This window comes from Microbacterium sp. WCS2018Hpa-9, assembly GCF_031843745.1.
Lineage (GTDB): Bacteria > Actinomycetota > Actinomycetes > Actinomycetales > Microbacteriaceae > Microbacterium.
In genome coordinates this window covers 26057-49283 of sequence record NZ_JAVTIY010000006.1, presented here as the reverse complement: position 1 = coordinate 49283, position 23227 = coordinate 26057, and the positions used below count along the sequence as shown (strand labels likewise).

General features: G+C 69.0%; 21 protein-coding genes. 8 read left to right on the top strand and 13 right to left on the bottom strand.

Translation table 11 applies throughout. The features are described from left to right. Positions 1–6: 6 nt before the first annotated feature. From RQG82_RS13230 to gabT, 4 genes are all read right to left on the bottom strand, one after another. Positions 7–1551 carry an APC family permease gene (locus tag RQG82_RS13230; protein WP_311259527.1) on the bottom strand — a complete coding sequence of 515 codons (1545 nt, stop codon included), beginning with the start codon at positions 1549–1551 and terminating at the stop codon, positions 7–9. Next, complete coding sequence (locus RQG82_RS13225) at positions 1551–2435, bottom strand: universal stress protein (protein ID WP_311259526.1); 885 nt, start codon at positions 2433–2435, stop codon at positions 1551–1553. The genes RQG82_RS13230 and RQG82_RS13225 overlap by 1 nt, the downstream gene beginning before the upstream one ends. Further along, positions 2435–3817, bottom strand: a complete 1383-nt coding sequence (locus RQG82_RS13220) for an NAD(P)/FAD-dependent oxidoreductase (RefSeq protein WP_311259525.1) — start codon at positions 3815–3817, stop codon at positions 2435–2437. The genes RQG82_RS13225 and RQG82_RS13220 overlap by 1 nt, the downstream gene beginning before the upstream one ends. A 109-nt stretch (positions 3818–3926) precedes the next feature. Then, the gene (gene gabT / locus RQG82_RS13215; protein WP_311259524.1) at positions 3927–5294 is read right to left on the bottom strand and encodes a 4-aminobutyrate--2-oxoglutarate transaminase; all 1368 of its coding nucleotides are present in this window, start codon (positions 5292–5294) and stop codon (positions 3927–3929) included. A 116-nt stretch (positions 5295–5410) separates the two neighbouring features. Between gabT and RQG82_RS13210 the strand changes: the two genes are divergently transcribed. Next, positions 5411–6937: a PucR family transcriptional regulator gene (locus tag RQG82_RS13210; RefSeq protein WP_311259523.1), complete on the top strand. Its 1527-nt coding sequence runs from the start codon at positions 5411–5413 to the stop codon at positions 6935–6937. Positions 6938–6951: 14 nt separating this feature from the next. Here the strand turns inward: RQG82_RS13210 and RQG82_RS13205 are convergent, their stop codons facing one another. The 6 genes from RQG82_RS13205 to RQG82_RS13180 are packed head-to-tail and all read right to left on the bottom strand — an operon-like array spanning position 6952 to position 11952. After that, positions 6952–7776: a MurR/RpiR family transcriptional regulator gene (locus RQG82_RS13205; RefSeq protein ID WP_311259522.1), complete on the bottom strand. Its 825-nt coding sequence runs from the start codon at positions 7774–7776 to the stop codon at positions 6952–6954. A 28-nt stretch (positions 7777–7804) separates the two neighbouring features. Beyond that, entirely contained in the window at positions 7805–8638 is an 834-nt protein-coding gene (gene phnE / locus RQG82_RS13200; protein ID WP_311259521.1) for a phosphonate ABC transporter, permease protein PhnE, read from the bottom strand. Continuing rightward, positions 8635–9444, bottom strand: a complete 810-nt coding sequence (phnE, locus tag RQG82_RS13195; protein ID WP_311259520.1) for a phosphonate ABC transporter, permease protein PhnE — start codon at positions 9442–9444, stop codon at positions 8635–8637. The genes phnE (RQG82_RS13200) and phnE (RQG82_RS13195) overlap by 4 nt, the downstream gene beginning before the upstream one ends. Beyond that, a complete protein-coding gene (gene phnC / locus RQG82_RS13190) occupies positions 9441–10244 on the bottom strand; it encodes a phosphonate ABC transporter ATP-binding protein (protein WP_311259519.1) in 804 nt (267 codons plus the stop codon). Before phnC ends, phnE (RQG82_RS13195) begins: the two co-directional genes overlap by 4 nt. A gap of 22 nt (positions 10245–10266) precedes the next feature. Further along, positions 10267–11256 (bottom strand): phosphate/phosphite/phosphonate ABC transporter substrate-binding protein, encoded by a 990-nt coding sequence (gene phnD, locus RQG82_RS13185; RefSeq protein ID WP_311259518.1) that lies wholly within the window; start codon positions 11254–11256, stop codon positions 10267–10269. Positions 11257–11307: 51 nt separating this feature from the next. Beyond that, positions 11308–11952, bottom strand: a complete 645-nt coding sequence (locus RQG82_RS13180; RefSeq protein ID WP_311259517.1) for an HAD family hydrolase — start codon at positions 11950–11952, stop codon at positions 11308–11310. Positions 11953–12070: 118 nt separating this feature from the next. On the opposite strand from RQG82_RS13180, the gene RQG82_RS13175 reads away from it, so the two are divergent. Beyond that, positions 12071–12724: an amino acid deaminase gene (locus tag RQG82_RS13175; RefSeq protein ID WP_311259516.1), complete on the top strand. Its 654-nt coding sequence runs from the start codon at positions 12071–12073 to the stop codon at positions 12722–12724. Positions 12725–12831: 107 nt separating this feature from the next. Further along, complete coding sequence (locus RQG82_RS13170; protein WP_311259514.1) at positions 12832–14154, top strand: aromatic acid/H+ symport family MFS transporter; 1323 nt, start codon at positions 12832–12834, stop codon at positions 14152–14154. Positions 14155–14160: 6 nt separating this feature from the next. Here the strand turns inward: RQG82_RS13170 and RQG82_RS13165 are convergent, their stop codons facing one another. Beyond that, positions 14161–15612 (bottom strand): helix-turn-helix domain-containing protein, encoded by a 1452-nt coding sequence (locus tag RQG82_RS13165; protein WP_311259513.1) that lies wholly within the window; start codon positions 15610–15612, stop codon positions 14161–14163. Between the two features lie 136 nt (positions 15613–15748). On the opposite strand from RQG82_RS13165, the gene aceA reads away from it, so the two are divergent. From aceA to RQG82_RS13145, 4 genes are all read left to right on the top strand, one after another. Next, positions 15749–17074: an isocitrate lyase gene (gene aceA, locus RQG82_RS13160; protein ID WP_311259512.1), complete on the top strand. Its 1326-nt coding sequence runs from the start codon at positions 15749–15751 to the stop codon at positions 17072–17074. A gap of 23 nt (positions 17075–17097) precedes the next feature. Beyond that, positions 17098–18768 carry a malate synthase A gene (aceB, locus tag RQG82_RS13155; RefSeq protein WP_311259511.1) on the top strand — a complete coding sequence of 557 codons (1671 nt, stop codon included), beginning with the start codon at positions 17098–17100 and terminating at the stop codon, positions 18766–18768. Positions 18769–18881: 113 nt separating this feature from the next. Continuing rightward, positions 18882–19262 carry a hypothetical protein gene (locus tag RQG82_RS13150; protein ID WP_311259510.1) on the top strand — a complete coding sequence of 127 codons (381 nt, stop codon included), beginning with the start codon at positions 18882–18884 and terminating at the stop codon, positions 19260–19262. A gap of 42 nt (positions 19263–19304) precedes the next feature. After that, positions 19305–19739: a hypothetical protein gene (locus tag RQG82_RS13145; protein ID WP_311259509.1), complete on the top strand. Its 435-nt coding sequence runs from the start codon at positions 19305–19307 to the stop codon at positions 19737–19739. A 483-nt stretch (positions 19740–20222) separates the two neighbouring features. On the opposite strand, the gene RQG82_RS13140 is transcribed toward RQG82_RS13145, so the two are convergent. Continuing rightward, positions 20223–21284, bottom strand: a complete 1062-nt coding sequence (locus RQG82_RS13140; RefSeq protein ID WP_311259508.1) for a helix-turn-helix domain-containing protein — start codon at positions 21282–21284, stop codon at positions 20223–20225. A 162-nt stretch (positions 21285–21446) separates the two neighbouring features. Next, complete coding sequence (locus RQG82_RS13135) at positions 21447–21956, bottom strand: Lrp/AsnC family transcriptional regulator (RefSeq protein WP_311259507.1); 510 nt, start codon at positions 21954–21956, stop codon at positions 21447–21449. A gap of 115 nt (positions 21957–22071) precedes the next feature. Here RQG82_RS13135 and ald point away from each other — a divergent pair, with 115 nt between their 5' ends. Then, positions 22072–23166, top strand: coding sequence for an alanine dehydrogenase (gene ald, locus RQG82_RS13130; protein WP_311259506.1), 1095 nt, complete (start codon positions 22072–22074; stop codon positions 23164–23166). The last annotated feature ends 61 nt before the right edge of the window (positions 23167–23227 follow it).

The window sequence follows — 23227 nt, the reverse complement described above, 5'->3', positions numbered from 1 at the left end:
ATCCGGTCAGCGTCTGCGGACGCTCGCGGGAGCATCCATGCTGAGCGTCTCGCCGCGGAAGAACGCCGGGCGCTTGATCGACTGCCAGATCATGATGACGATGCCGATCACGATGATGCCGACGCCGAGGACGAACACGAGCCCGACGCCGCCGATGCTCGAACCGCTGCCGTACGCGGGGTCCATCGAGTCGATGAGCGTCGTCACGAACAGCACGGCGAGGATCGCGCCGCCGACGAGCGGGAACAGGAAGGTGAAGAAGAAGCTCCTGGCCGAGTCGAACCACTGCTTGCGGAAGTACCAGACGCACGCGAACGCGGTGAGGCCGTAGTAGAAGCAGATCATCATGCCGAGCGACAGGATCGTGTCGGTGAGCACGTTCTCGCTCACCAGTCGCATCACGGCGTAGAAGACGGACGCGACCACGGCCGAGACGATCGTCGAGTAGCCCGGAGTGAAGAAGCGCGGGCTGACCCGTGCGAACTTCTTCGGCAGGGCGCCGTAGTGCCCCATCGCCAGCAGCGTGCGGGCGGGGCCGACGGCCGTCGACTGCAGGGATGCCGCCGAACTCGACAGCACCGCGAGCGAGACGAGGAACGCGAGCGGGCCCAGGATCGGGTCGGACAGCGCGAAGAACACGTTCGCCGAGATGTCCTCGTTCGCGAGCCCGTAGTCGCCCGTGCCGACACCGGCGAACATGATCAGGCCGATCGCGAGCAGGAGGTACAGGGCGACGACGACCACGACGGTGACCATCGCGGCGCGACCAGGCGTCTTCGCCGGATCCTTCGTCTCCTCGTTCATGGTGAGGACGACGTCCCAGCCCCAGAAGATGAAGATCGACAGCGAGAGACCCGCGGCGAAGGCGCTGAAGGACGGAACCTCGAACGGGTTGAACCACGACCACGAGAACGGGGTCGGCTCGGGGGCGTCTCCGGAGACCGCCTTGACGATCGCGACCGTCGCGAACACGACGAGGACGAGCACCTGGAAGCCGACGAGGATGTACTGGAACTTCTGCGTCGTCTGCATGTCGCGGTACGACACGAGGGTCGCGCCGAGCATGAAGAGCAGGCAGACGACGACGTTGATGATCGGGTTGAACGCCAGGTCGGCGATCTCGGGGTTTCCGCTGAGCTGTGCGATCAGCAGGAACAGGAACTCGACGGCGATGCCGGCGAGGTTCGACAGCACGATCACGGTCGCCGCGATCAGGCCCCAGCCCGTCATCCAGCCGATCCACGGGCCGAAGGCCCGAACTCCCCAGGTGAACGAGGTGCCCGAGTCAGGCATCATGCGGTTGAGCTCGCGGTAGCCGAACGCGGTCAGCAGCATCGGGATGAACCCGACGAGCATGATCGCGGGCACCTGGGTGCCGACCTCGGCGACCGTCGGGCCGAGCGATGCGGTGAGGGTGTAGGCCGGGGCGATCGTGGAGACGCCGATGACGACGGCCCCGAGGACTCCGACGGCCCCCGCGCGCAGGCCTTTCTGCGAGATGCCGGTCGTCACACCGGATACGGGCTCCGTTGCCCGGTTCGAGCTGCTCATCAGCGGACTCCTGCTTCGGCGCGGGTGCGCGGGACGACGATCATGGGCACGGGCAGTTCGTGCAGCATCTTCGCTGCGGTCGAGCCCAGGAACAGGCGGCGCGGCTGCGCCAGACGGCTGGAACCGACGAGGGCGACCTCGCCGGGCAGCCACGAGAGGTTCGCGACGGCGTCTTCGACCGTGTCGCCGGGGGCCTCTTCGACCTCGGCCTTCAGCTCTTCGGGCAGCAGCCCCTTGGCCACCTCGAGCACTTGGTTCGCGTGCTCGTCGCCGACCACCCGGATCGCGCCGGTGTCGAGACCGGGCGGCACGTCGAACGGCACGAGCGAGACCAGACGCAGTCCGACGCGCGACTCGGTCGCGATCGCTGCGGCCTCGTCGAGGAGGTTCTCGGCGCCGGCGCGGTTGCCGACCGCCGCCGTCACCCGCGGCAGAACGTGGTCGTCCTGCTCCGCCGTGCCGGCCGGGGCGAGCGCGACGGGGATGGTCGAAGAGTGCAAAAGTTCGGAGGCCACGCTGCCGAGGCGGTGGCGGCCGAAGATGCTGCCCCCGGCGGTGCCGATGACGATCAGACGCGCATCGAACTCCTCACCGGCGGCGATGAGCCCCTCGGCGAACGACTCGGCGAAGCGCACATGCCCGGTGCGGGTGAGCTCCTGTGGCAGACGGACGACGGCATCCTCGAGCCACTCCTTCGCCTGGCGGCGGATGTGGTCTTCGTATGCCCGCTCGGGGGGAACGGCCGCGTTGCGGGTGCCCTCCGAGGGAAGCACGATCACGAGGTGCAGGACCGCGCCGAGACTGCGCGCGAGCCGCGCGCCGAGCGCCGCAGCATCCGCTCCCGCATCCGTCGCCGTGTAGCCGACGACGACCGCGCCGGTCATCAGCCGACCTCGGCGGTGTCGCCTGCGGCGCGGGTGGCTTCGACGATGGTCGACGCGACGAGGTGCCCCATGCGGATCGCGCCGTCGACGTGCTGGTATCCGGCTCCTGCCATGTCGCTGCAGGCGAAGTGGATGGGTCCGACAGCCGAGCGCAGGTCGGCGCCGTAGCGGTGCAGCCCGCCCATGTCGAAGCTCGCCGCGTACGCTCCGCGGGTCCACTCCTCGGTGCCCCAGTCGCTTTCGTAGTAGACGACCGGGTTCTTCGCCTCGTCGCCGTAGTAGTGCGAGAGCGACTCGAGGATGCGCTCCTTGCGCTCCTCGGCCGACAGCGTGAACAGGTCGTCGGCGTTCTGGTCGCTGACGAAGCCGACCAGGGTGCCGCGCTCGTCGGCGTGGTTGGTGTTGTCGTACGCCTCGTGCGCGAGCTCGTAGGGGCTGAACGCGGTGCCGCTGAGACCCTGTTCGCGCCAGAACGGGCGGTCGTAGACGGCGTGCACCTTGATGACGAAGCCCATCGAGATGTGCTGGTGCATCTGGTGCTGGCGACGTGGCAGTGGCGGCACGAAAGCGATGCGGCTGTAGAGAACCGGAGCGTGAGCGAGGATCGCGAAGCGCGCGCGCACGGTGGTGTCATCGGTCGTCGCAGTCACGCCGTCGGCGCTCCACTCGAGCGAGCGCACCGGCTGGTTCAGCAGCACGTCGTCTCCGAGGCGCTCGGCGAGCAGCAGCGGCACCTTCTGCAGGCCGCCGACGACGCGCTTGTCGAGGATGAAGTCGGCGTCGACGAGGTTCGAGTACGAACCGGCGGATGCCGCCATCAGCAGCGACTGCAGCAGCGAGAACGAGTGCGTGGGCTTGGTGAGCATCGCGGAACCGGTGGCGAAGGCCAGGTTGCGCACGGCCTCGTCGTCGTCGGTCTGGGCCCGCAGCCAGGCGTCCCACGTGACCGAGTCCCACTCTTCGGCCTTTGCGTGCACCCAGGGGCGGTCGGGGTCGATCTCGGCGACCATGCCGTCGAGGCGGTCGGTGATCTCGGCGATGACGGCCTCGGTCTCGGCGGACACCGGGAACATCTCGCCTGTGAAGCGGTGCGACTGCCCGTCCGGGCCGACGTACACGCTGTCGCCTTCGCGATAGCGGCTGTAGGTCTCGAGCCCCAGCTCCTCGATCGTGTCCTTCAGGGCATCCTGATCGGGCGAGACCCACTGGCCGCCGATCTCGAGCATGGCGCCGTCGATGACATCCGTCCACAGACGGCCGCCGACGCGGTCGCGTGCTTCGAGGACGGCGACCGACAGTCCGGCCTTGCGCAGGTCGTTCGCGGCCGTGAGCCCTGCGGCTCCGGCTCCGACGATCAGCACGTCGCGAGTGATCTCAGCCATCTGCTTCTCCTTCGTTGGAAGTGTTGTGCCGGCCGCGACTCGAAATCCCCCGATCCTCGTCGCGGCCGGACGTGTGGTGGCAGTCGCGGCGAGCCGCGACTGCTGGTCGTCAGGCCGCGGTGGCGGCGAGCGCTGTCGCGACGACGTCGAGACCCTCGTTCAGGAGGTCGTCGCCGATCGAGAGCGGAGGCAGGAAGCGGATGACGTTGCCGTAGGTGCCGCAGGTGAGCACGATGACACCCTGGGCGACGCACGCCTTCGCGACGGCGGCGGTGAGCGCGGCATCCGGAGCGTTCGTCTCAGGGTTCACGAACTCGGCGGCGATCATCGCGCCGTGACCGCGGATGTCACCGATGCGGGCATCCTTCTCCTGCATGGCGCCGAGACGCTGCACGAGGATCTCGCCGATCTCGCGCGCACGCTCGATCACGCCGTCGTTCTCGAAGACGTCGATCGCGGCGAGCGCTGCGGCACAGGCGATCGGGTTGCCGCCGTAGGTGCCCCCAAGGCCGCCTGCGTGCGAGGCGTCCATGATCTCGGAACGCCCGGTGACGGCGGCGAGCGGCAGACCGCCCGCGATGCCCTTGGCGGTCGTGATGAGGTCGGGCTCGATGCCGAAGATCTCGCTCGCGAACATGTGGCCGGTGCGGGCGAAGCCGGTCTGCACCTCGTCGGCGATGAAGACGACGCCGTTGGCGCGGCACCAGTCGGCGATCGCCGGCAGGAATCCGTCGGCCGGCACGATGAAGCCGCCCTCGCCCTGGATGGGCTCGATGATCACGGCGGCGAGGTTGTCTGCGCCGATCTGCTTCTCGAGCTGCAGGATGACGCGGGCCGCAGCCTCGCCGCCCTCGAGTCCGTCGCGGAACGGGTACGACATCGGTGCGCGGTAGACCTCGGGGGCGAACGGGCCGAAGCCGCTCTTGTAGGGCATCGACTTGGCGGTCAGCGCCATCGTCAGGTTGGTGCGGCCGTGGTAGCCGTGGTCGAACGCGACGACGGCCTGGCGACCGGTGTGCTTGCGGGCGATCTTGATCGCGTTCTCGACGGCCTCGGCGCCCGAGTTGAACAGGGCGCTCTTCTTGGCGAAGTCCCCGGGGGTGAGACGGTTCAGCGCCTCGGCCACCTCGATGTACGACTCGTACGGCGAGATCATGAAGCAGGTGTGCGTGAACTGCGCGGCCTGGGCTGCCACCGCTGCGGCGATCTTGGGGTGCGCGTTGCCGACGGTCGTCACGGCGATGCCCGAGCCGAGGTCGATGAGCGAGTTGCCGTCGGCGTCGACGACCACTCCCCCGCCGGCGGCGACGGCCGCGACGGGAACGGTGTGCCCGACGCCCGCGGCGACGGCATCCGCCTTGCGTGCGAGGATCTCGGCCGATCGGGGGCCGGGGAGTTCGGTCACGAGACGACGCTCCTGGGGGAGGTCGGGTCCGCCGAGGGGGACTGCAACAGCTGCGGTGTCGAGGAGAGCCATGTTCGTGAGCGTACGACCGGATCCGCCATGGACGCATTCGCCCGGCTGTACAATCTCGAGGAGATCATCGCCCGACCGTACAATCCCGATTGCGGCGACGAGAGAGGAGCGTGTGCATGGACGACACCGAGCAGCCCACGCTGCGTGCCCTGTTCCGCCGTCGTGACCTCGGACTCGGCCTGATCTCGGCCGAAGGCGACCTTGCGGCCGGCGCCCTCGATCGGCCCCTGCGCTGGGTGCACAGCTCCGACCTCGCCGACCCGACGCCGTTCCTCGCCGAGGATCTCGCTCTGCTGACCACCGGCACCCAGTTCGACGCCGGCACCCGGTTCGACGCCGGCACCGACTTCGACGTGTACGTGGGGCGACTCGCGGACCGCGGGGTGCTCGGCCTCGGCTTCGGCACGGACGTGCACCGCGCCGGCATCCCCGAGGAGCTCATCCTCGAGTGCGCACGCCGCGGGATCCCCCTGTTCGAGGTGCCCTACCGCACCCCGTTCATCGCGGTCGCCCGCGCGCACTCCGAGGCCATCGCCGCTCAGGCGTACGCCCGCAGATCCTGGGCGCTCGACACCCAGCGCGCGCTCGCACTGGCGGCGCTGCGCCCGCGGGGGCTCGACGCGACCGTCGCCGAACTCGGCCGTCGCCTCGGCGTCTGGGTCGGCATGTACGACGCTGCCGGTGCCCTGCAGCTGTCGCACCCTCGATCAGCCGTGTCTGGGGGGCGCCTGACCGAGCTCGGCGAACGCGCCACCGAGATCCTCACCCGCGGACTCGAAGCCGGGCAGTCGCTCACGATCGACGACCAGACGTTCACGCTCTTCACGGTCGGCCGCGGTGGACACCTGCGGGGAGTGATCGCGTTGGCCGTCGATGCGCTCGACGCCGAGGCGCGCACGGTCGTGACCTCGGTGATCGCGATGGCCGGGCTCGCGCTCGAGCAGAGCGATCAGCTCGCCCGCAGCAAGCGTCGGCTGAACTCGCAGCTGCTGAGCTCTCTGCTCGACGACGACCCCTCGCTCGCCCGCAAGGTGCTCGGCGGCATGCCGTCGGCGCCCGTCGTGGTGGCGATCGCCGCAGACGCCCCGACCGGACCGTTCGCCGATTGGTGGGACCGCCGCCGCGCCGAGCACGGCACCGCCAGCTTCCTCGCCGAGTCTCCGGAGGGCGTCGTGCTCTGCCTGTCGACGGCCGACGACGCGCTGCTCGACGAGGTAGCCGCACGTTTCGGCATCCGCATCGGGGCATCGGGGTCGGAGTCGTACGACGCGTTCTCGCGTGCCCACGCACAGGCGCTCGCGGCACTCCGCCAGCAGTCCGGCGCAGGGGTCTTCCACTTCGCCGATGCGGCAGGGTCCAGCATCCTCAGCGCGCTCGCGACCGACGAGGCGCGTCTGGTCGCCGAGTCGCGGCTGGCTCCCCTGCGCGACCACGACGCGCGATCAGGCGGCGACCTCGAACGCTCCCTGCGCACCTGGCTCGAGCACGATGCGAAGGCAGACCCGGCGGCCGCTGCTCTCGGCGTGCACCGTCACACGCTGCGGTCGCGGATCGCTCAGGCCGGCGCCCTGCTCGGCAGCGACCTGTCGTCGTTCCCCGCCCGCGCAGAGCTGTGGGCGCTGCTGCAGACGGCCCGGGACTGACGCCGTCGGCGCCGCTACTCCCCCGCACCCTCTCCGAGGTTGTCGGAGACGACCTCGAGCGCATGCGCACGTGCCTGCACGGCATCCGCGCCCCGCTCCGTCGTGACGGCCGCGGCGAACACCTCGGCGAACACGAGGTAGGCGACGCGCGAGGTGTGCTCGAGCTCGTCGCGGAAGCTCACCCCGGTCGGCGAGATCACGAGCGACAGGGTGGCGGCCTCGGTCAGCGCCGACGAGGCGAAGGACGTGAGGGCGATGACCGTCGCTCCGCCCCGGGCTGCCGCGGTCGCGACGCGCAGGCTCGCCTCATTGGCGCCCGATCCGCTGACGATGAAGCAGACGTCGTCGGGCGTGAGATGGCGTGCCGCGATCTGCTGCGCGATGGCATCCGCGATGAACTCCGCCGCGCGACCCGACGCGGTGAGCCGCATGGCGAGATCGTTCGCGATGGGCGATGACAGACCGTTCGCGAGCACGAGCAGCCGGCGAGCGGACGCGGCGAGGCGCACGGCCTCGCTCACGGCATCCGCGTCGAGCAGGCTCGCGAGCGCTGGAAGGGATGCGGCGACGCGATCGATCTCGCCCCGCATCCGCCCGAGCACACCCGGTCCGTGATCGATGCCCGCCTCCGTCGGCGCACTGCCGAGTTCGGAGGCGAGCGCGACGCGCAGCTGCGGGTATCCGCGGTAGCCGAAGCTCTGGCACGCGCGCACGACCGTGGCGCGGCCGACACCCGCTCGGTCGGCGAGCTCTTGGGCGGTCCATTCGACCACCGCCTCCGCCGACTCGACGATCAGCTCGGCGACGCGGCGTTCGGCGGGCTGCAGGGTGTTGAGCACCGCGGCGATCCGGGCGGTGGGCGGGGCGCTAGGCGAAAACACGGGTGCGGGCCCCCTCCATGATCCGGCGGCGGATCGCGCCGGAGACGGCATCGATCAGCATCGTGACAGCGACGACCACGATGAGCAGGACGCCCACCGTCGACCACTCACGGTACTGGGTATAGGAGGTGAGCATGTCACCGATTCCGCCGACACCGATCAGACCGAGCACGGCGGACGAGCGCACGTTGATCTCGAAGCGATACAGCCAGAACGACCAGAACGCGGGCTCTGCCTGGGGCCAGACGCCCCAACGCAGCACCTGCAGGGTGCCGCCACCCGCCGCACGTGCGGCCTCGATCGGCCCGCGCGGCACGGCCTCGACCGCTTCGTAGCCCCACTTGCCCAGCGTGCCGATGCCGTTGATCGCGAGCGCGAGCGCGCCGGTGAAGGGGGTGAGCCCTGTGACCGACAGGATCACGATCGCGATGATGATCTCGGGAACCGCGCGGATGAGCGAGAACAGCCCGCGCAGCAGCGCACGCAGCCAGGCGGGGCCGAAGCCCCGCGCGGCGAGAAGGCTGATGGGGGTCGCGAGCAGGATTCCGAGGATCGTGCCGACCCAGGCCATCTCGATGCTGCGCCAGGTCTGCCAGAGCGCCTCGGGCAGCTTCTCCCAGTTCGGAGCGCCGAACATGAGGAACGTGTAGCGGACGATCTCCGATGGCAGGTCGGCGAGACGTGCCCAGTTGATGTCGATCGACCAGAAGGCCAGCACGACGATGCCGGTGACGATGATCCATGAGGCGATGAGCCAGGGTCGGCGCGGCTTGTCGGGGATCACCGTGAGGGTGCCGGGCGAGGTGAGCGCGGCGGTCATACGAGTCTCCGTCGGATGGCGTCGGAGACGAGGTCGATCACGATGACGACGATGAGGATCTCCAGGATGATGAGCGAGAGCTGGTCGTAGCGGTAGAACGTGCGCACGGCGTCGATGAGCAGCCCCATGCCGCCGGCTCCGACCAGACCGAGCACGGTGGAGGCGCGGACGTTGAGCTCGAAGACGTAGAGCGTCTGGTTCGCGAACGCCGGCCAGGCGTCGGGCAGAGCGAGCGTGCGGTTGATCTTCGTCTGAGTGGCGCCGACCGCACGCCCGGCCTCGAGCGGACCCCGGTCGTTGGTGTCGATCGCCTCCGAGACGAGCTTGACGATGATGCCGACGTTGAACAGCAGCAGCGCGAGGATGCCGGGGAGTGCGCCGACACCGACCATCGCGACGAGGATCGCCGCGTACAGCAGGTCGGGAACGCTGCGGATGACGTTCAGGATGCCGCGCACGGCGATGCGCGCCGGAGCGTTCGGGTTGGTGGCGCGCGCCGCCCAGAAGCTCAGCGGCAGCGAGATCACCGCGCCGATCGCGGTCGCGATGACGGCCATCTGCAGTGTCTCGATGAGCGGTGGCAGCGTGCGCGGGAAGAAGCTCCAGTCGGGCATCAGCAGCTTGATGATCTTGTCGGCGCCGTTCTGCCAGTTGCGCGCGATTGCCGAGAGGTCGACGCCGATGCCGATTCCGGGCAGGCACATGACGACGGTGATGGCGACGACCGCCAGCAGGATCACGGGTCCGCGCCACGCGCCGGGTGGCCGCCGAGGTATCTCGAGCGGTGCCGGTGTCGCCTCGGTCACGTGTCGAGCCGATCGTCCGCGGTGAGGGATCGACCGTAGATGCTCTCGAAGTCGGCGTCCGTCGCGCTCGCGGCCGGACCGTCGTAGACGATCCGCCCCGCGCGCATGCCGATCATCCGCGCACCGTATTCGCGAGCGAGGTCGAGCAGGTGCAGGTTGACCAGCACGGTGATGCCGAGGTCTCGGTTGATGCGGCGGAGGTCGTTCATCACGCCGTGCGCGGTGGGCGGGTCGAGGCTCGCGACGGGCTCGTCAGCGAGGACGATGCGGGGCTCCTGCGCCAGTGCCCGTGCGATGGCGACGCGTTGCTGCTGCCCTCCCGAGAGGTCGGATGCGCGCGAGTGGAGCTTCGGCAGGATGCCGACACGGTCGAGAGCCTGATAGGCGAGCTGCCGGTCGGCGTCGGGGTAGGCCCCCAGCAGAGTGCGCCAGAGCGGCGTGTGGGCGAGGCGTCCGACGAGCACGTTCTGCAGGACGCTCGCCCGGCCGGCGAGGTTGAACCCCTGGAACACCATTCCGATGTCGCCGCGCAGCCGCCGCAGGGTGCGCGGCGAGGCTCCGCTGACGCGGTGCTCGCCGACATCCAGCGTTCCGCTCGTCACGGGCACGAGGCCGTTGATGGTGCGGATGAGCGTGGACTTGCCCGACCCCGAGAGGCCGACGACGGCGACCATCTCTCCGGCGTCGATGTCGAGGGACACCCGGTCGAGGCCGATCGTCCCGTTGGGGTATCGCACCGTGACGCCATCGAGACGGATGGACCACGGCGTGGACGCCGCAGCCTGCGCTGCGGCGTCCACGTGCTGGATCTGATCGGACAATTTACTGGAGCCCCAGGGCCTGGGCGGCGCGTGCGACGACGTCGAGCGAGTCGGGGTCGGCCGGCGCGAGCTTCGTGATCGAGTAGATGCTCGTGAGGATCTCGGAGCCCTCCTCGGTGTTCGAGAAGTCTTCGAGAGCCGTGGAGATGCGGTCCTGAAGCTCGGGCGAGAGGTCGGACGACAGAGCGACGCCGTCGTTCGGGATCTCCTCGGTCAGGGCGAAGACGACGACCTTCTGGCCGACGTCGGGGGTGTCCTTCTGCACGATCGTGCGAGCATCCCAGAAGCTGAAGCCGACCTCGGCGTCGCCGTTGTAGACAGCCAGCACCGAGGCGTCGTTCGCGGTCACGGGGATCTGCTGGATGTCGGTGTCCGTGTCGAGCCCCGCCTCCTGCAGCGCGAGGACCGGGTAGATGTAGCCGGCAGGCGAGCCGGGGCCGAGCAGTGCGACCTTCGCTCCCTCGACCTTGCCGATGCTGTCGAGGCCGGCGGGGCCCGACATGGCGTCCGCGCCGTTGCAGAACAGCATCCCGTCGCGCTCGACCGGCTCGTCGTCGCAGTACTTGTCGGGGTTGTTCGTCATGAACTGCGCGGGGTAGGTGATGTTGCCGTTGCGCTCGGTCTGCAGCACGACCGACGCGTCGTACATGTCGTTCGCCTGCCACAGCTGCAGCGACGGCAGGAATCCGATCTGGGCCTGACCGGCGCCCATCGCCTCGACTGCGGCCTGGTAGTCCTTCGAGACCACACCGGTCACCTCGATGCCGAGCTCCTCGGTGAGGTAGTCGGTGAGCGGAGCCGCGGTGTCGACGAGGCCGTCCTGGTCCTGCGAGGGGACCAGCGCGAGCACGAGCGACTCGGGGTCGGCCGCGGGGGCGGCGGACTCGTCGGGTGCGGCCGTGTCGGTCGAGCAGCCGGTGAGCACGACGGCGAGCAGGGCGCCTGCGGCGACGAGCCCCGCGGCGGTCCGGCGGAAGGGGGAGGTACGCATTGTCATCCTTCGATGGGGTGGTGGGGTGAGGGAGGGCGGAGAGGTGCGGGTTCAGGGACGCAGCCAGGCGGTGAGCTGAGGGATCAGCGTCGCGAAGTCGGCAGCGCGGTAGGTGGGGGTCGCGTCCGGGTCGGCGAATCCGCCGATCAGCGCGGTCGCGTGACCGCGAGCGTGGGCGGGGGCGAGGTCGTTGTGCCAGATGTCGCCGATGCTCAGCACCCGGGAGTCGTGCGGAAGAGCCGCGAGCAGGGCCTCGAGTCCGGCGGGCTTGCCCGCTCCGGTGACGATGCGATCGAAGAGCCCCGTGAGTCCCAGGGCATCGAGCGCGGCGTCGATGCGGGTCGCCGGAGCGTTGGTGACGAGCATCCGCTCGGCATCCGTCGCCGCCTCGGCCAGGAAGTCGGCGAGCCCGTCGGGCGCGGTGATCGGAGCTGCGGGCGTGGCGAGCTGCGCACGGCTGGCCCGGTAGGCGGCACTGAGGAGTCGCGAGTCGGCCCCTCGCTGCGTGGCCGCCCGCCGCACGGCGTCGTAGCCGTCGAGTGCCTCGCCATCGGATGCGGCGAGCGCGCTGCGGATCGACTCGACGAAGCTGCCGTCGTCACCGAGTGCGGTCGCCACCTGCGTGGCGTAGGCGAGAACGGGACCGTCGCCGAGCGCGATCGTGCCGTCGAAGTCGAAGAGGAGAATGGAGTTCACGGGGTACTTTCTGTGTGGACGCTTCGTCCAGTGTGGGCAATGGATGTGGACAGAACGACCACCTTGCGTAAACACCGTGTGAACATTCCGTCCACGCCAGTCGCGTATGGTGAGCGCCGTGTCCGAAATCGACCAGCTCACGCGCGCGGCGACCCTCGCCCTCGCCGACACCCCCGCCTCTGCGCACGCCGCGCTCGACTCGATCCCGTGGATCGGCAGCGCGATCGACGACGACAGCGCCGCGCGCCGATTCGACACCTGGGGGCGCTCGACCGCGATCGACGAGAACACCGGCACCGCCGTCATCCCGCGAGCGCTCTTCGATGTGCTGCATGACCGCGCCGGCATCGAGGCCACCTGGCCCGTCGGCAACGCCGGACTCCTGCACTGCTACGGATACCTTCTCTCCCTCGAAGCGACCCCGTACGGGCTCAAGCGCGATCGATGGGTGCACGGCGAGCTCGCGCGGGCGTGCGGGCTGCACCCCGACGCCCTCCTGCCCTGGGCCGGCGACTCGACTCTGCTCGCGCGCGCGACGTCTGCAGCCTCGGCGATCCTGCGAGCACCCGCGAGCGATGCCGTCCAGACGATCGAAGGGCGTGACACCCGCGTTGCCCTGAGCAGCACGAGCGGCCCTGCGGCGCTCGTCTACCTGGCCGCACCGCTGCCCGCAAGCGCGCCCCTCTTGATCACCCTCTTCCCGGTCGCCGACCCTTCCGCGCCACTCGACGAGTTCCGCGCGGCGCCGAACCTGCGATGGAACGCCGTCTGATCCGAATTAGATATTGCATTTCGGTGACGCTCGTCATAGTTTTGCGATGTTGGTCGTTCGGCCGCATCCGCTCGACGCACTGTCGCGTCACTGCGAAGGAGACGACGTTGTCTAGAACATCCACTGCACCCGACGCCACCGAGGCGTGGCCGGTACCGAGACGCATCACCGGGATAGTCCTGTTCAGCTGCTGGATGGCGATCCTCGCCGACGGCTACGACATCGGCGTGATCGGCGCGGTGCTGCCGGCTCTCGCCGAGGACGCCGCCTGGTCGCTCTCCCCCGTCGAGCTCGGAGGCCTCGCATCCTGGGCTCTCGTCGGAATGCTGATCGGCGCGCTCTTCATCGGCACCCTGAGCGATCGGGTCGGCCGCAAGCGGATGCTGCTGGTGTCGATGTCGATCTTCACGCTGATGCAGCTCGGTGCAGCGCTCGCCCCCGCCCCCGAGATCTTCGGCCTCTTCCGCTTCCTTGGTGGCCTCGGCATGGGCGGCATCATCCCGGTCGCCGCCGCGCTCACGATCGAGTTCTCGGCGCCACGGCGACGAGCCCTGAACTACGGGATCATGTACTCCGGCTACTCGCTCGGCATCGTCGTGTCGGCACTCGTCGCCATCCTGCTGCTCCCGCACCTCGGGTGGCGCTGGGTGATCGCGGTCGGCGCTCTCCCGATCCTGCTCATCCCCGTGATCGCGAAGGTGCTGCCAGAGTCGCTCGAATCCCTCGAGAATCGCGGTCGTCACGAAAAGGCAGTCGCTCTCGCCGATCGGCTCGGCATCCACCCCTACATCCCCACCGACCGCCCCGCTCTTCCCGAGGGCGAGCGCCGCCCGTGGCACAGCATCCTGCACCAGCTCTTCTCCCGGCGGTACCTGCGCTCGACCGTCTTCCTCTGGATCTCGCTCTTCGCCGGGCTGCTGCTGGTCTACGGCCTGAACTCGTGGCTGCCGTCGATCATGCGCGCCTCCGGCTACGACCTCGGCCCCGCGCTCACGTTCCTGCTGGTCTTCAGCCTCGCGTCCGCCGTCGGTGGGCTGGGGCTCGGCTACCTCGCCGACCGCTTCGGAGCGAAGCCGGTGCTCATCATCTTCTATGCGCTGGGCGGAGTCGCCTGCCTGCTGCTCATGTTCCCGAACGGGATGTTCGTGAATCTCGTGCTCGTGGCCATCTCGGGCATCGGCTCGATCTCGACGTCCCTCGTGCTCACGGCCTACATCACCGACTACTACCCGGCATCGGTGCGTGCGACAGCGGCGGGCTGGGCGTTGAGCTTCGCGCGCATCGGTGCGATCCTCGGTCCGATCATGGGCGGCTGGCTGGCCTCCCTCGCGATCGGCGTCGAGTGGAACTTCGTCGCCTTCGCCCTCGTGGCGATCGTCGCGGCGGTGGCCGTCTCGCTGGTGCCGAAGAAGCCCGCGACTCTCGGCTGAGGCTCGTCAGCGGGGTGCGTGTGCCTCGAGGAACTCGTAGACGTCCGTCGTGTCGACCCCGGGGAAGGCACCCGTCGGCAGCGTGGCGAGCAGGGTGCGGGGAGTCTTGACGTTCGGCCAGGAGTTCTCGCGCCAGCGCCCCTCGAGCTCGGCCGGCGCTCGGCGGCAGCACACCTCGACCGAGTGCTTCGAGACCCCTCGGTGCGGGGTGTCGCGACCGACGAACCACTTCGTGTCGTCGAAGCGCACGCCCACGCTCACCGAGTGCAGCCCCTCGCTCGACGCCTCGACACGGGCGGTGCACCAGTAGGTGCCGTTGCCCGTGTCGGTGTACTGGTAGTACGGGTTGAAACGGTCGTCCTCGTCGAACACGACACGGCTCGTCCACCGCCGGCAGCACATCTGGCCCTCGATCGAACCGAGCCTGTCTGTGGGGAAGTTCACGTCGTCGTTCTCGTAGGCCTTCGTGATGGTGCCCGACTCGTGCACCTTGAGGAAGTGCACGGGAATGTCGAGGTGGCGCGTCGCGAGGTTCGTGAAGCGGTGCGCCGCCGTCTCGTACGAGACCGAATAGGCGTCGCGCAGATCCTCGATCGAGATTGCCCTGCGGGACTTCGCATCCTTCAGCGCGGGAACCACGTGCGCCTCCGGGATCAGCAGCGCCCCGGTGAGATAGTTCGTCTCGACCCGCTGGCGCAGGAACTCGGCATAGCTGTGCGGTTCGGCATGCCCGAGGATGCGGCTGGACAGCGCCTGCAGCACGGCCGTTCTCGCATCGCCCTTGGCCGGCACACTGCTCGAGAGGTAGAGGCGCCCGTTCGCGAGATCGGCGACGCTGCGCGTGGTCTGCGGAAGGTCCGGCGCGTAGTGCAGGGTGAAGCCGAGGTAGGCGGCGATCTCCGAAGCGGTGCGCTGCGTGAGCGGCCCGCCCGGATGACCGACCGCCGCGAGGATCTCAGCGGCTTCGCTCTCGAGGTCGGCGAAATGGTTGTCCTGCCTGCGCATCAGGTGACGCAGTTCGACGTTCGCACGCCTGGCCTCCTCCGGCGTGGCCGCCCGCTCATCCCTGAGCCGGTCGATCTCCCCGTGCAGGGCAAGCAGCGCCTTCAGCGCATCCGTCGGCATGCTCTTCGCGATGCGGAACGGCTCGATCCCGAGCGCCTGGAACGTCTGCCCCTTCATGGCGCGCTCGAGGGCGATCTCGATCGCGCTGCGCTCGTCGAGCGGCTCGCCTTCGAGCAGCGCATCGATCGTGACGCCGAGAGCGCGCGCGATCGCCTGCAGCTGGGTGAGCTTCGGCTCGCGCTTGCCGGTCTCGATCATCGACATCTGGCTGGGCGCCCTATCGACCGCCGCGGCGAGGTCGTCGAGGGTCATCCCGCGCGCCGTGCGCAGCTGACGGATGCGTCGTCCGATCGTGAGGGAGTCGGCGTCTTCTTCGACCGCTGAGGTGCTCATGCGGCCGATTCTGTCACAGAAACAGAATTTCTGTTGATCTTCACACACCGATCGGCCGGTTTCGGGTCAGATCTTCACCCACAGTGGAAACACGCCACCCGGCTTCACGGTCCGGGCATCCAACGGAGGAGACACCATGACGAACACCGCTCAGAACCACACCCCGCGACCCGCAGGTCTGCGCGCCGGCGACCAGGTTCAGACGGCCGCCGAGCTCCGGGAGATCTGGGAGACCGATCCCCGTTGGGACGGCGTCGAGCGCACGTACTCGGCCGAAGACGTCATCCGCATCCGCGGCTCGGTGCGCGAAGACGCGACCCTCGCCCACCGCGGGGCTGAGAACCTCTGGAACCTGCTGCACACCGAGGACTACGTGCGAGCGCTTGGCGCCTACACCGGCGGCCAGGCCGTGCAGCAGGTGCGGGCAGGCCTCAAGGCCATCTACCTCTCAGGGTGGCAGGTCGCCGCAGACGGCAACCTCGCCGGCCAGACCTACCCCGACCAGTCGCTCTACCCCGCGAACTCGGTGCCGGCGGTCGTGCGTCGCATCAACAACGCAATGATCCGTCAGGACCAGCTCGAGCACGCCGAGGGCGAGATCACCCAGGACTGGATCGCCCCGATCGTGGCCGATGCCGAGGCCGGCTTCGGTGGCCCCCTCAACGCCTACGAGCTCGCGCAGTCGCTGATCCAGGCGGGAGCCGCCGCCATCCACTGGGAGGACCAGCTTGCGAGCGAGAAGAAGTGCGGCCACCTGGGCGGCAAGGTGCTCGTGCCCACGCAGCAGCACATCCGCACGCTGAACGCCGCTCGTCTCGCGGCCGACGTCTCGGGCGTCCCGACGGTCATCATCGCCAGGACGGATGCTCTCGCAGCCGACCTGCTCACGAGCGACGTCGATGCGCGCGATCAGCAGTTCACCACCGGCGAGCGCACCGCCGAGGGCTTCTACCGCATCCGCCCCGGCATCGAGTCGGTCATCAGCCGCGGCCTCGCGTTCGCCCCGTACGCCGACCTGCTGTGGGTCGAGACGGGCGAGCCCGACATCGAGCTGGCTCGTTCCTTCGCGGCAGCCATCCACGAGCAGTTCCCTGGCAAGCTGCTCGCCTACAACTGCTCGCCGAGCTTCAACTGGAAGCGCCACCTGTCGGACGCCGAGATCGCGACGTTCCAGCAGGAGCTGGCAGGCCTCGGCTACAAGTTCCAGTTCATCACGCTCGCCGGCTTCCACGCCCTGAACCACTCGATGTTCGACCTCGCCCGCGGCTACGCCGATCGCGCCATGAGCGCGTATGTCGAGCTGCAGGAGGCCGAGTTCGCCGCAGAGGCGAACGGCTACACCGCCACCAAGCACCAGCGCGAGGCGGGCACCGGCTACTTCGACGTCATCTCGACCGCACTCAACCCCGACAGCGCGACCCTCGCCCTCGCCGGCTCCACCGAAGCCGCGCAGTTCCACTAAGCCTCGTGTAAAGGACTCAGATCATGACCACTCCCACCGCTCCCCCGACCACCGCTCCGATCCAGACGACCCAGCAGGGCCCGGCGATCACCGTCACCGGCCCGCTGCGTGAGCGCTACGACGAGATCCTCACTCCCGAGGCGATCGCGTTCCTCACCGAGCTGCACCACCGCTTCGCCGCTCGTCGCCACGACCGGCTCGCCGACCGCATGCGCCGCCGGTTCGAGATCGGCAACGGGCACGACCCGCGCTTCCGCGACGACACCGCGCACATCCGTGCGGATGCCGACTGGCGTGTCGCCGGCCCCGGCCCGGGACTCGAAGACCGTCGGGTCGAGATCACCGGGCCCACCGACCCGAAGATGACGATCAACGCCCTGAACTCCGGAGCACGGGTGTGGCTCGCCGACCAGGAGGACGCCACGAGCCCCACCTGGAAGAACGTCATCGAGGGTCAGCTCTCGCTGCGGGATGCCATCCGCGGAGAGCTCTCGTTCACCGGCCCCGCGAGCGACTCAGGGCCGGGCAAGGAGTACCGAGTCACCGCCGAGCGCACGCCCACGATCGTGATGCGCCCTCGCGGCTGGCACCTGCCCGAGAAGCACCTGCAGTTCATCGACCGTGCGGGGCGCCGCACCGCGGCATCCGGTTCGCTCGTCGACTTCGGGCTGTACTTCTTGCACAACGCGCAGCAACTGATCGCGAACGGCCGCGGACCGTACTTCTACATCGCCAAGCTCGAGTCCAGCGAAGAGGCCAAGCTGTGGGACGACGTGTTCTCGTTCAGCGAGGAGTACATCGGCATCCCGCACGGCACGATCCGCGCCACCGTGCTCATCGAGACCCTGCCCGCGGCGTTCGAGATGGACGAGATCCTCTTCGAGCTGCGTGACCACTGCGCAGGCCTGAACGCCGGACGCTGGGACTACATCTTCTCGATCATCAAGAACTACCGCGGTCGCGGCGCACGCTTCGTGCTTCCCGACCGCAGCGAGGTGACGATGACGGTGCCGTTCATGCGGGCGTACACCGAGCTGCTCGTGCAGACCTGCCACAAGCGGGGCGCCTACGCGATCGGCGGCATGAGCGCCTTCATCCCGAACCGCCGTGACCCCGAGGTGACCGAGCGGGCGATCGAGAAGGTCTCGGCCGACAAGAAGCGCGAGGCCGGCGACGGCTTCGACGGCACGTGGGTGGCGCACCCCGACCTGATCCCCACGGCGCAGGCCGAGTTCGACGCGGTGCTCGGCGACCGCCCGAACCAGGTCGATCGTCAGCGCCCCGAGGTGATGGTGACCGCGTCGCAGCTGCTCGACCTGCACATCGGCCGCCCGATCACGGCTCAGGGCGTGCGCGACAACGTGTCGGTGGCGATCCGCTACCTCGAGGCATGGCTGCGCGGGCTCGGCGCGGTGGCCATCGACAACCTGATGGAGGATGCCGCGACCGCCGAGATCAGTCGCTCGCAGGTGTGGCAGTGGATCCACCAGGACCGCACCACCGAAGACGGCACACCGATCACCGCCGAGTACGTCGAGGGCCTGATCGGCGAGGTGCTCGACGAGGTCGAGCGACGCGAGGGCGACCGCTTCGACGATGCGGCATCGGTGTTCCGCGAGGTCGCTCTGCACGAGGAGTTCCCGGCGTTCCTGACACTCGGCGCCTACAGCCGCTTCCTCGTCGAGGAGGCCTGACCCTCTCTGCACAGAGCCCCTCGGATGCCGTAATTCGGCATCCGAGGGGCTCTGTCGTGATGCCCTGTGGATAACCGCGGTGGGGCGTCGGCGCTCGGTTCTACGCTCGCCGGATGCCGACAACAGAACCCCTGTCCGAACAAGCCGTGCACGTGCGCCGCACGAGCTCCCTCTGCCTGAGCGCCGCATCGCTCGCTCTCACCCTCCTCAGCGCCGTCCCTCTGGGCCTGTTCGTGTTCGATCTCGACGGGGCGATCGTGCCAGAACGTATCCGCGATGTCGCGTTCGCCTCGCTTCCCCTCGCCATCGTGGTCGCGGCCGTCGCGCTGATGCTGTCGGGCGGGCTGCCGCGCTTTGGGGTCCCCCGCGCCGCGCTGCCTGTGCGGCTCGGAGTCGCCGCCCTCCTGACGGCCGGGGCGTGCATCGTGATGCTGATGATGCCTCTGCTCGTCTTCATCGTCAGTCTGCTCGTCGGACTCATGACGTATCTCTGACCGGCACGGCCCCGCCCGCCAGACCGGGCGTAGCCTGAGATCATGAGCAACGTCTGGTCCGACATCTCAACGGAGTTCCTGCACCTGTACCCTCGCGGGCGACGGCTGGTCGTCGTCGCCGGAGCGGATGCCGGGCGCTCGCGCCGAGCAGCGGACGACTTCGCGACTGCCCTGACGTCGGCGGGCCAGCAGGTGGTGCGCGAGCACAGCGATGACGGCGATGAGCAGGCGCTGCGCACCGACGTCATCGCGCCGTTCCGAGCCTCCTCAGCCAGCGGCGCCGTTCTCCTCGTCTCGGGTCCGGCTGAGCTGCTCAGCACGACAGCGCGCGGTCTCTGGAACTTCATCGTGTGGCAGCTCGCCGACGACGAGACGCCGCACTCGATCGCCGCTGCGATCGTCGATGTCTCAGACCCCGCGAGTCCGACCCGGCGCTTCGCGGACTACTGCGCATTGCCCTCGTCGTTCGGCGCCTGAGGGCGGCATCCGCACCTCGTTCTCGAGCCGAGCGGTGCGGTGCGGTGCGGTCGCGCAGGGTTTCGCGGATGCCTCGGCCCCCCCGACCGAGGCACCCGCACGTCCGCCTGCGCTGTGCGCCTGCGATCCGTCGTGCCCAGCGCTCGCGCGCCTGCCCCCGAGCTTCCGGACGGGCGATCCCGCCGCGTCCGGAAGCCGTGACGGCCGGTGTATGAGAAGTCGCGCCTCCCGCATCACCCGCCGTCATGGCCCGCCTGGGGACGCGGGCAGGTTCAGGTTAGGCACGCGCCCGGTACGCAGGAAGCGCTGCGGACCGTCCCGTCACCGGATGAGCGGAGCCCGGCACGCTGTGCGACGGTTGGCACCCGAATCGCGGTCGCGTGTCACTCTGCGCACCACATTCAGTCAGCGTCTCGACCACACCAGACGCCTCTACCTCGTACGCGCCGACCCGCGTTCGGTTCCGGCGCCGGCGCCGCCGACTCAGGCCGTGGGTCCTGGCTGCTCGTCGCTGAGAAGCATCGCCTCGGCAAGACGCGAGGCCTGCGTGCGCGCGGCCATCCTGAATGCACTCGGACTCACCCCGACGTGACGGGAGAACTGGGCACGAAGCGCTGCCGCGTCTGCGAAGCCGGACTGCGCCGCGACCGTCGCGAGATCCTGTGGCGGAGTGGACAACAGCTGCTCCCGTGCCGTCACCAACCGTCGGCGAAGCAACCGCGCGGCGAGACTCTCGTCCATCCCGGCGTACAGCCGGAAGAGCTGGCGGCGGCTGACATGCAGTTCATCTGCGAGCTCCGCGATCCCGAATGCCGCATCCCGGTGGCGTCGTTCGATGATCTGATCCGCCTCAGCACGCACCAGACCGGCCCGATCCGTCTCACCGTCACCGGGAAACTGCCGGAACAGACTGCGCACGAGCGCGACGAGCGCCACTTCGGTGCCCGCCAGAGCTCTTTCCTCCTGATCAGGATCTTTCGCCCATTCGAACAGCATGCGCCCCAGAGCGGCCCCCGCGGCCCTGGTCAGCGGAGTATCGGGAAACATGTCGGCTCCTGCTGCGAGCACGTGCTGGTATCCCGGCACGGCGGCGACCGGCACGACCACACCGGTCGTCTCGCTCACCCCGAGATGCTCGATCGACGACGCCCCGAGACTCGACATGAATCCCATCCGCCCCACGCTCATCAGCTGCACGCCCGCAGCGGTGCGCAACCGTTGTCCGCCCTGATTCGCCATGCCAAGGATGATGATGTCCATGCCCTCCGGAGCGCCGACCTCGTAGCTGACCGTGTGCGAGGTCTCGAGCGTGCTGTATAGCATCGTGGCGCCGATGGATCTGCGCAGCAGGGCAGCTTCGAACGCATCCGGGTCAGCCGCCTTCATAGTGCCGAAGTTCGAGAGCTGCAGCATGCCGAGCGGGCCGTCGAGCCGCATCACCTCCGCCGTGAACCACGCGGGCACCGTCGCACCGTCGCCCTCGCCCTCGCCATCGGCGGGCGGCACCCAAAGTCCGCCCGAGAGTCGGCCCAGCCACGCGGCCATCTCCGCATCATCGAGTACTCGTGACATCGCATCCCCCAGCGGGTGCGAGCCGCCTTCTGCGCCCGCCCCAATCCCCGCCCTCACGATAATTCCGCCCGGTGAGGCACAGCAATATATACGTTCGCCCGAGGCTCGGTCCGGCCGCAGGGTCTGCGTCGAACCTCAGCGGAAGGACGCCGCGACCGAGTTGCGGTGATAGTCGAACACGATGCTGGTGCGCGTCGAGGCCACACTGCTCTGCGCCGAGAGGTGCTCGAGCACGAACTCTCGCATCTCGGACGAGTCGGCGACGGCGATGTGCAGCAGGAAGTCGTCGTCTCCACCGAGGAAGAAGACCTGGATCACCTGCGGCAGCGCCCGCACCCGGTCGGCGAACTCGACGATGCTCTCGCGTCGGGCGCTCGGCCGAAGGCTCACGCCGATGATGGCCTGCAGGCCGGCGCCCAGCATCCGCTCGTCGACGCTCGCGTGGAAGCCGCTGATGACTCCCCGCTCGACGAGTGCACGCAGACGGGCGTGCGCGGTCGACGGGGCGACGCCGAGCTGGCCTGCGAGCTCTGCATTGGTCATCCGACCGTCCGCGCTCAGCAGCTGTACGATCCTGGCATCGACCGCATCGAGTGCCGGCGCCCGAAGGGTGTTCGTCTGAGGGGCTTCGGATGACGTCTCCATGCGAATGATTATGCAGGATCTGTGAGGGAAACGAATGTTCTTCAGGCATTCTGTCGATTCGTCGCCGTTTCTGCGATTCTGAGATGCACTCACGCAACCGTCACTTGGAGGATCGATGAAGATCGGCGTGCCGACCGAGGTCAAGAACAACGAGAACCGCACCGCGCTCACCCCCGCGGGCGCCGACCGACTGGTTCACGAGGGCCATCGCGTGCTCGTGCAGTCGGGAGCGGGAGTCGGTTCCGGCATCTCCGACGAGGCGTATCGGATCGCGGGCGCCGAGATCGTCGAGACGGCCGAGGAGACCTGGGGCGAGGCAGACCTCCTCATCAAGGTGAAGGAGCCGATCGCCCAGGAGTACGGCTTCCTGCGTTCCGACCTCACCCTCTTCACCTACCTGCATCTCGCCGCTGACCGGGCGCTGACGACTGCGCTCGTCGACGCGGGAACCACGGCCGTCGCCTATGAGACCGTGCAGCTGCCCGACCGCAGCCTGCCCCTGCTGGTGCCGATGAGCGAGATCGCCGGTCGACTTTCCGTGACGATGGGCTCGTACTCCCTCATGCGATCCGCGGGCGGACGCGGCGTGCTGATGGGCGGCATCGCCGGAACCCCCCGCGCCAAGACCGTCGTGATCGGCGGCGGCGTCGCCGGTGAGCATGCGGCCGCGAACGCGCTCGGCCTCGGATCCAAGGTCACGGTGATCGACATCTCGCTTCCGCGTCTGCGCGAGCTCGAACACCGTTACGGTGGCGCCCTCGAGACCCGCGCGTCGAGCCGATACGACATCGCCGAAGAGCTCGCGACGGCCGATCTGGTGATCGGATCGGTGCTGATCCCCGGTGCCGCTGCGCCGAAGCTCGTCACCGACGAGATGGTCGCCGGGATGAAGCCCGGATCAGTGCTGGTCGACATCGCGATCGACCAGGGCGGATGCTTCGAGGGCTCTCGTCCCACGACGCACGACAACCCCACCTTCGCCGTGCACGACTCGATCTACTACTGCGTCGCGAACATGCCGGGCGCCGTGCCCGAGACGGCCACGCGGGCACTGACCAACGCCACACTCCCCTACGTCTCTGCCATCGCCGGCAAGGGCTGGGAGCGTGCCGCAGCAGACGACGCCGCACTCGCCAAGGGCCTCAACGTCCAGGGCGGGCGCATCACGCTGGATGCCGTGGCGAAGGCCCACGGCCTCACGACCACCTGACTCATACAGGCTCGCAAGGGCCGGGGAGTCACCTCCCCGGCCCCTCACGCGTCAGTGACTC

Bases quoted from the DNA above. Each gene is read 5' to 3' on its own strand.
- RQG82_RS13140 (WP_311259508.1), bottom strand. From the start codon at position 21,284: ATGGCCGCGTGGCTGGGCCGACTCTCGGGCGGACTTTGGGTGCCGCCC.
- RQG82_RS13135 (WP_311259507.1), bottom strand. From the start codon at position 21,956: ATGGAGACGTCATCCGAAGCCCCTCAGACGAACACCCTTCGGGCGCCG.
- ald (WP_311259506.1), top strand. From the start codon at position 22,072: ATGAAGATCGGCGTGCCGACCGAGGTCAAGAACAACGAGAACCGCACC.
- RQG82_RS13230 (WP_311259527.1), bottom strand. From the start codon at position 1,551: ATGAGCAGCTCGAACCGGGCAACGGAGCCCGTATCCGGTGTGACGACC.
- RQG82_RS13145 (WP_311259509.1), top strand. From the start codon at position 19,305: ATGAGCAACGTCTGGTCCGACATCTCAACGGAGTTCCTGCACCTGTAC.
- RQG82_RS13165 (WP_311259513.1), bottom strand. From the start codon at position 15,612: ATGAGCACCTCAGCGGTCGAAGAAGACGCCGACTCCCTCACGATCGGA.
- RQG82_RS13220 (WP_311259525.1), bottom strand. From the start codon at position 3,817: ATGGCTGAGATCACTCGCGACGTGCTGATCGTCGGAGCCGGAGCCGCA.
- aceA (WP_311259512.1), top strand. From the start codon at position 15,749: ATGACGAACACCGCTCAGAACCACACCCCGCGACCCGCAGGTCTGCGC.
- RQG82_RS13150 (WP_311259510.1), top strand. From the start codon at position 18,882: ATGCCGACAACAGAACCCCTGTCCGAACAAGCCGTGCACGTGCGCCGC.
- RQG82_RS13225 (WP_311259526.1), bottom strand. From the start codon at position 2,435: ATGACCGGCGCGGTCGTCGTCGGCTACACGGCGACGGATGCGGGAGCG.
- aceB (WP_311259511.1), top strand. From the start codon at position 17,098: ATGACCACTCCCACCGCTCCCCCGACCACCGCTCCGATCCAGACGACC.
- gabT (WP_311259524.1), bottom strand. From the start codon at position 5,294: ATGGCTCTCCTCGACACCGCAGCTGTTGCAGTCCCCCTCGGCGGACCC.
- phnD (WP_311259518.1), bottom strand. From the start codon at position 11,256: ATGCGTACCTCCCCCTTCCGCCGGACCGCCGCGGGGCTCGTCGCCGCA.
- RQG82_RS13210 (WP_311259523.1), top strand. From the start codon at position 5,411: ATGGACGACACCGAGCAGCCCACGCTGCGTGCCCTGTTCCGCCGTCGT.
- phnE (WP_311259521.1), bottom strand. From the start codon at position 8,638: ATGACCGCCGCGCTCACCTCGCCCGGCACCCTCACGGTGATCCCCGAC.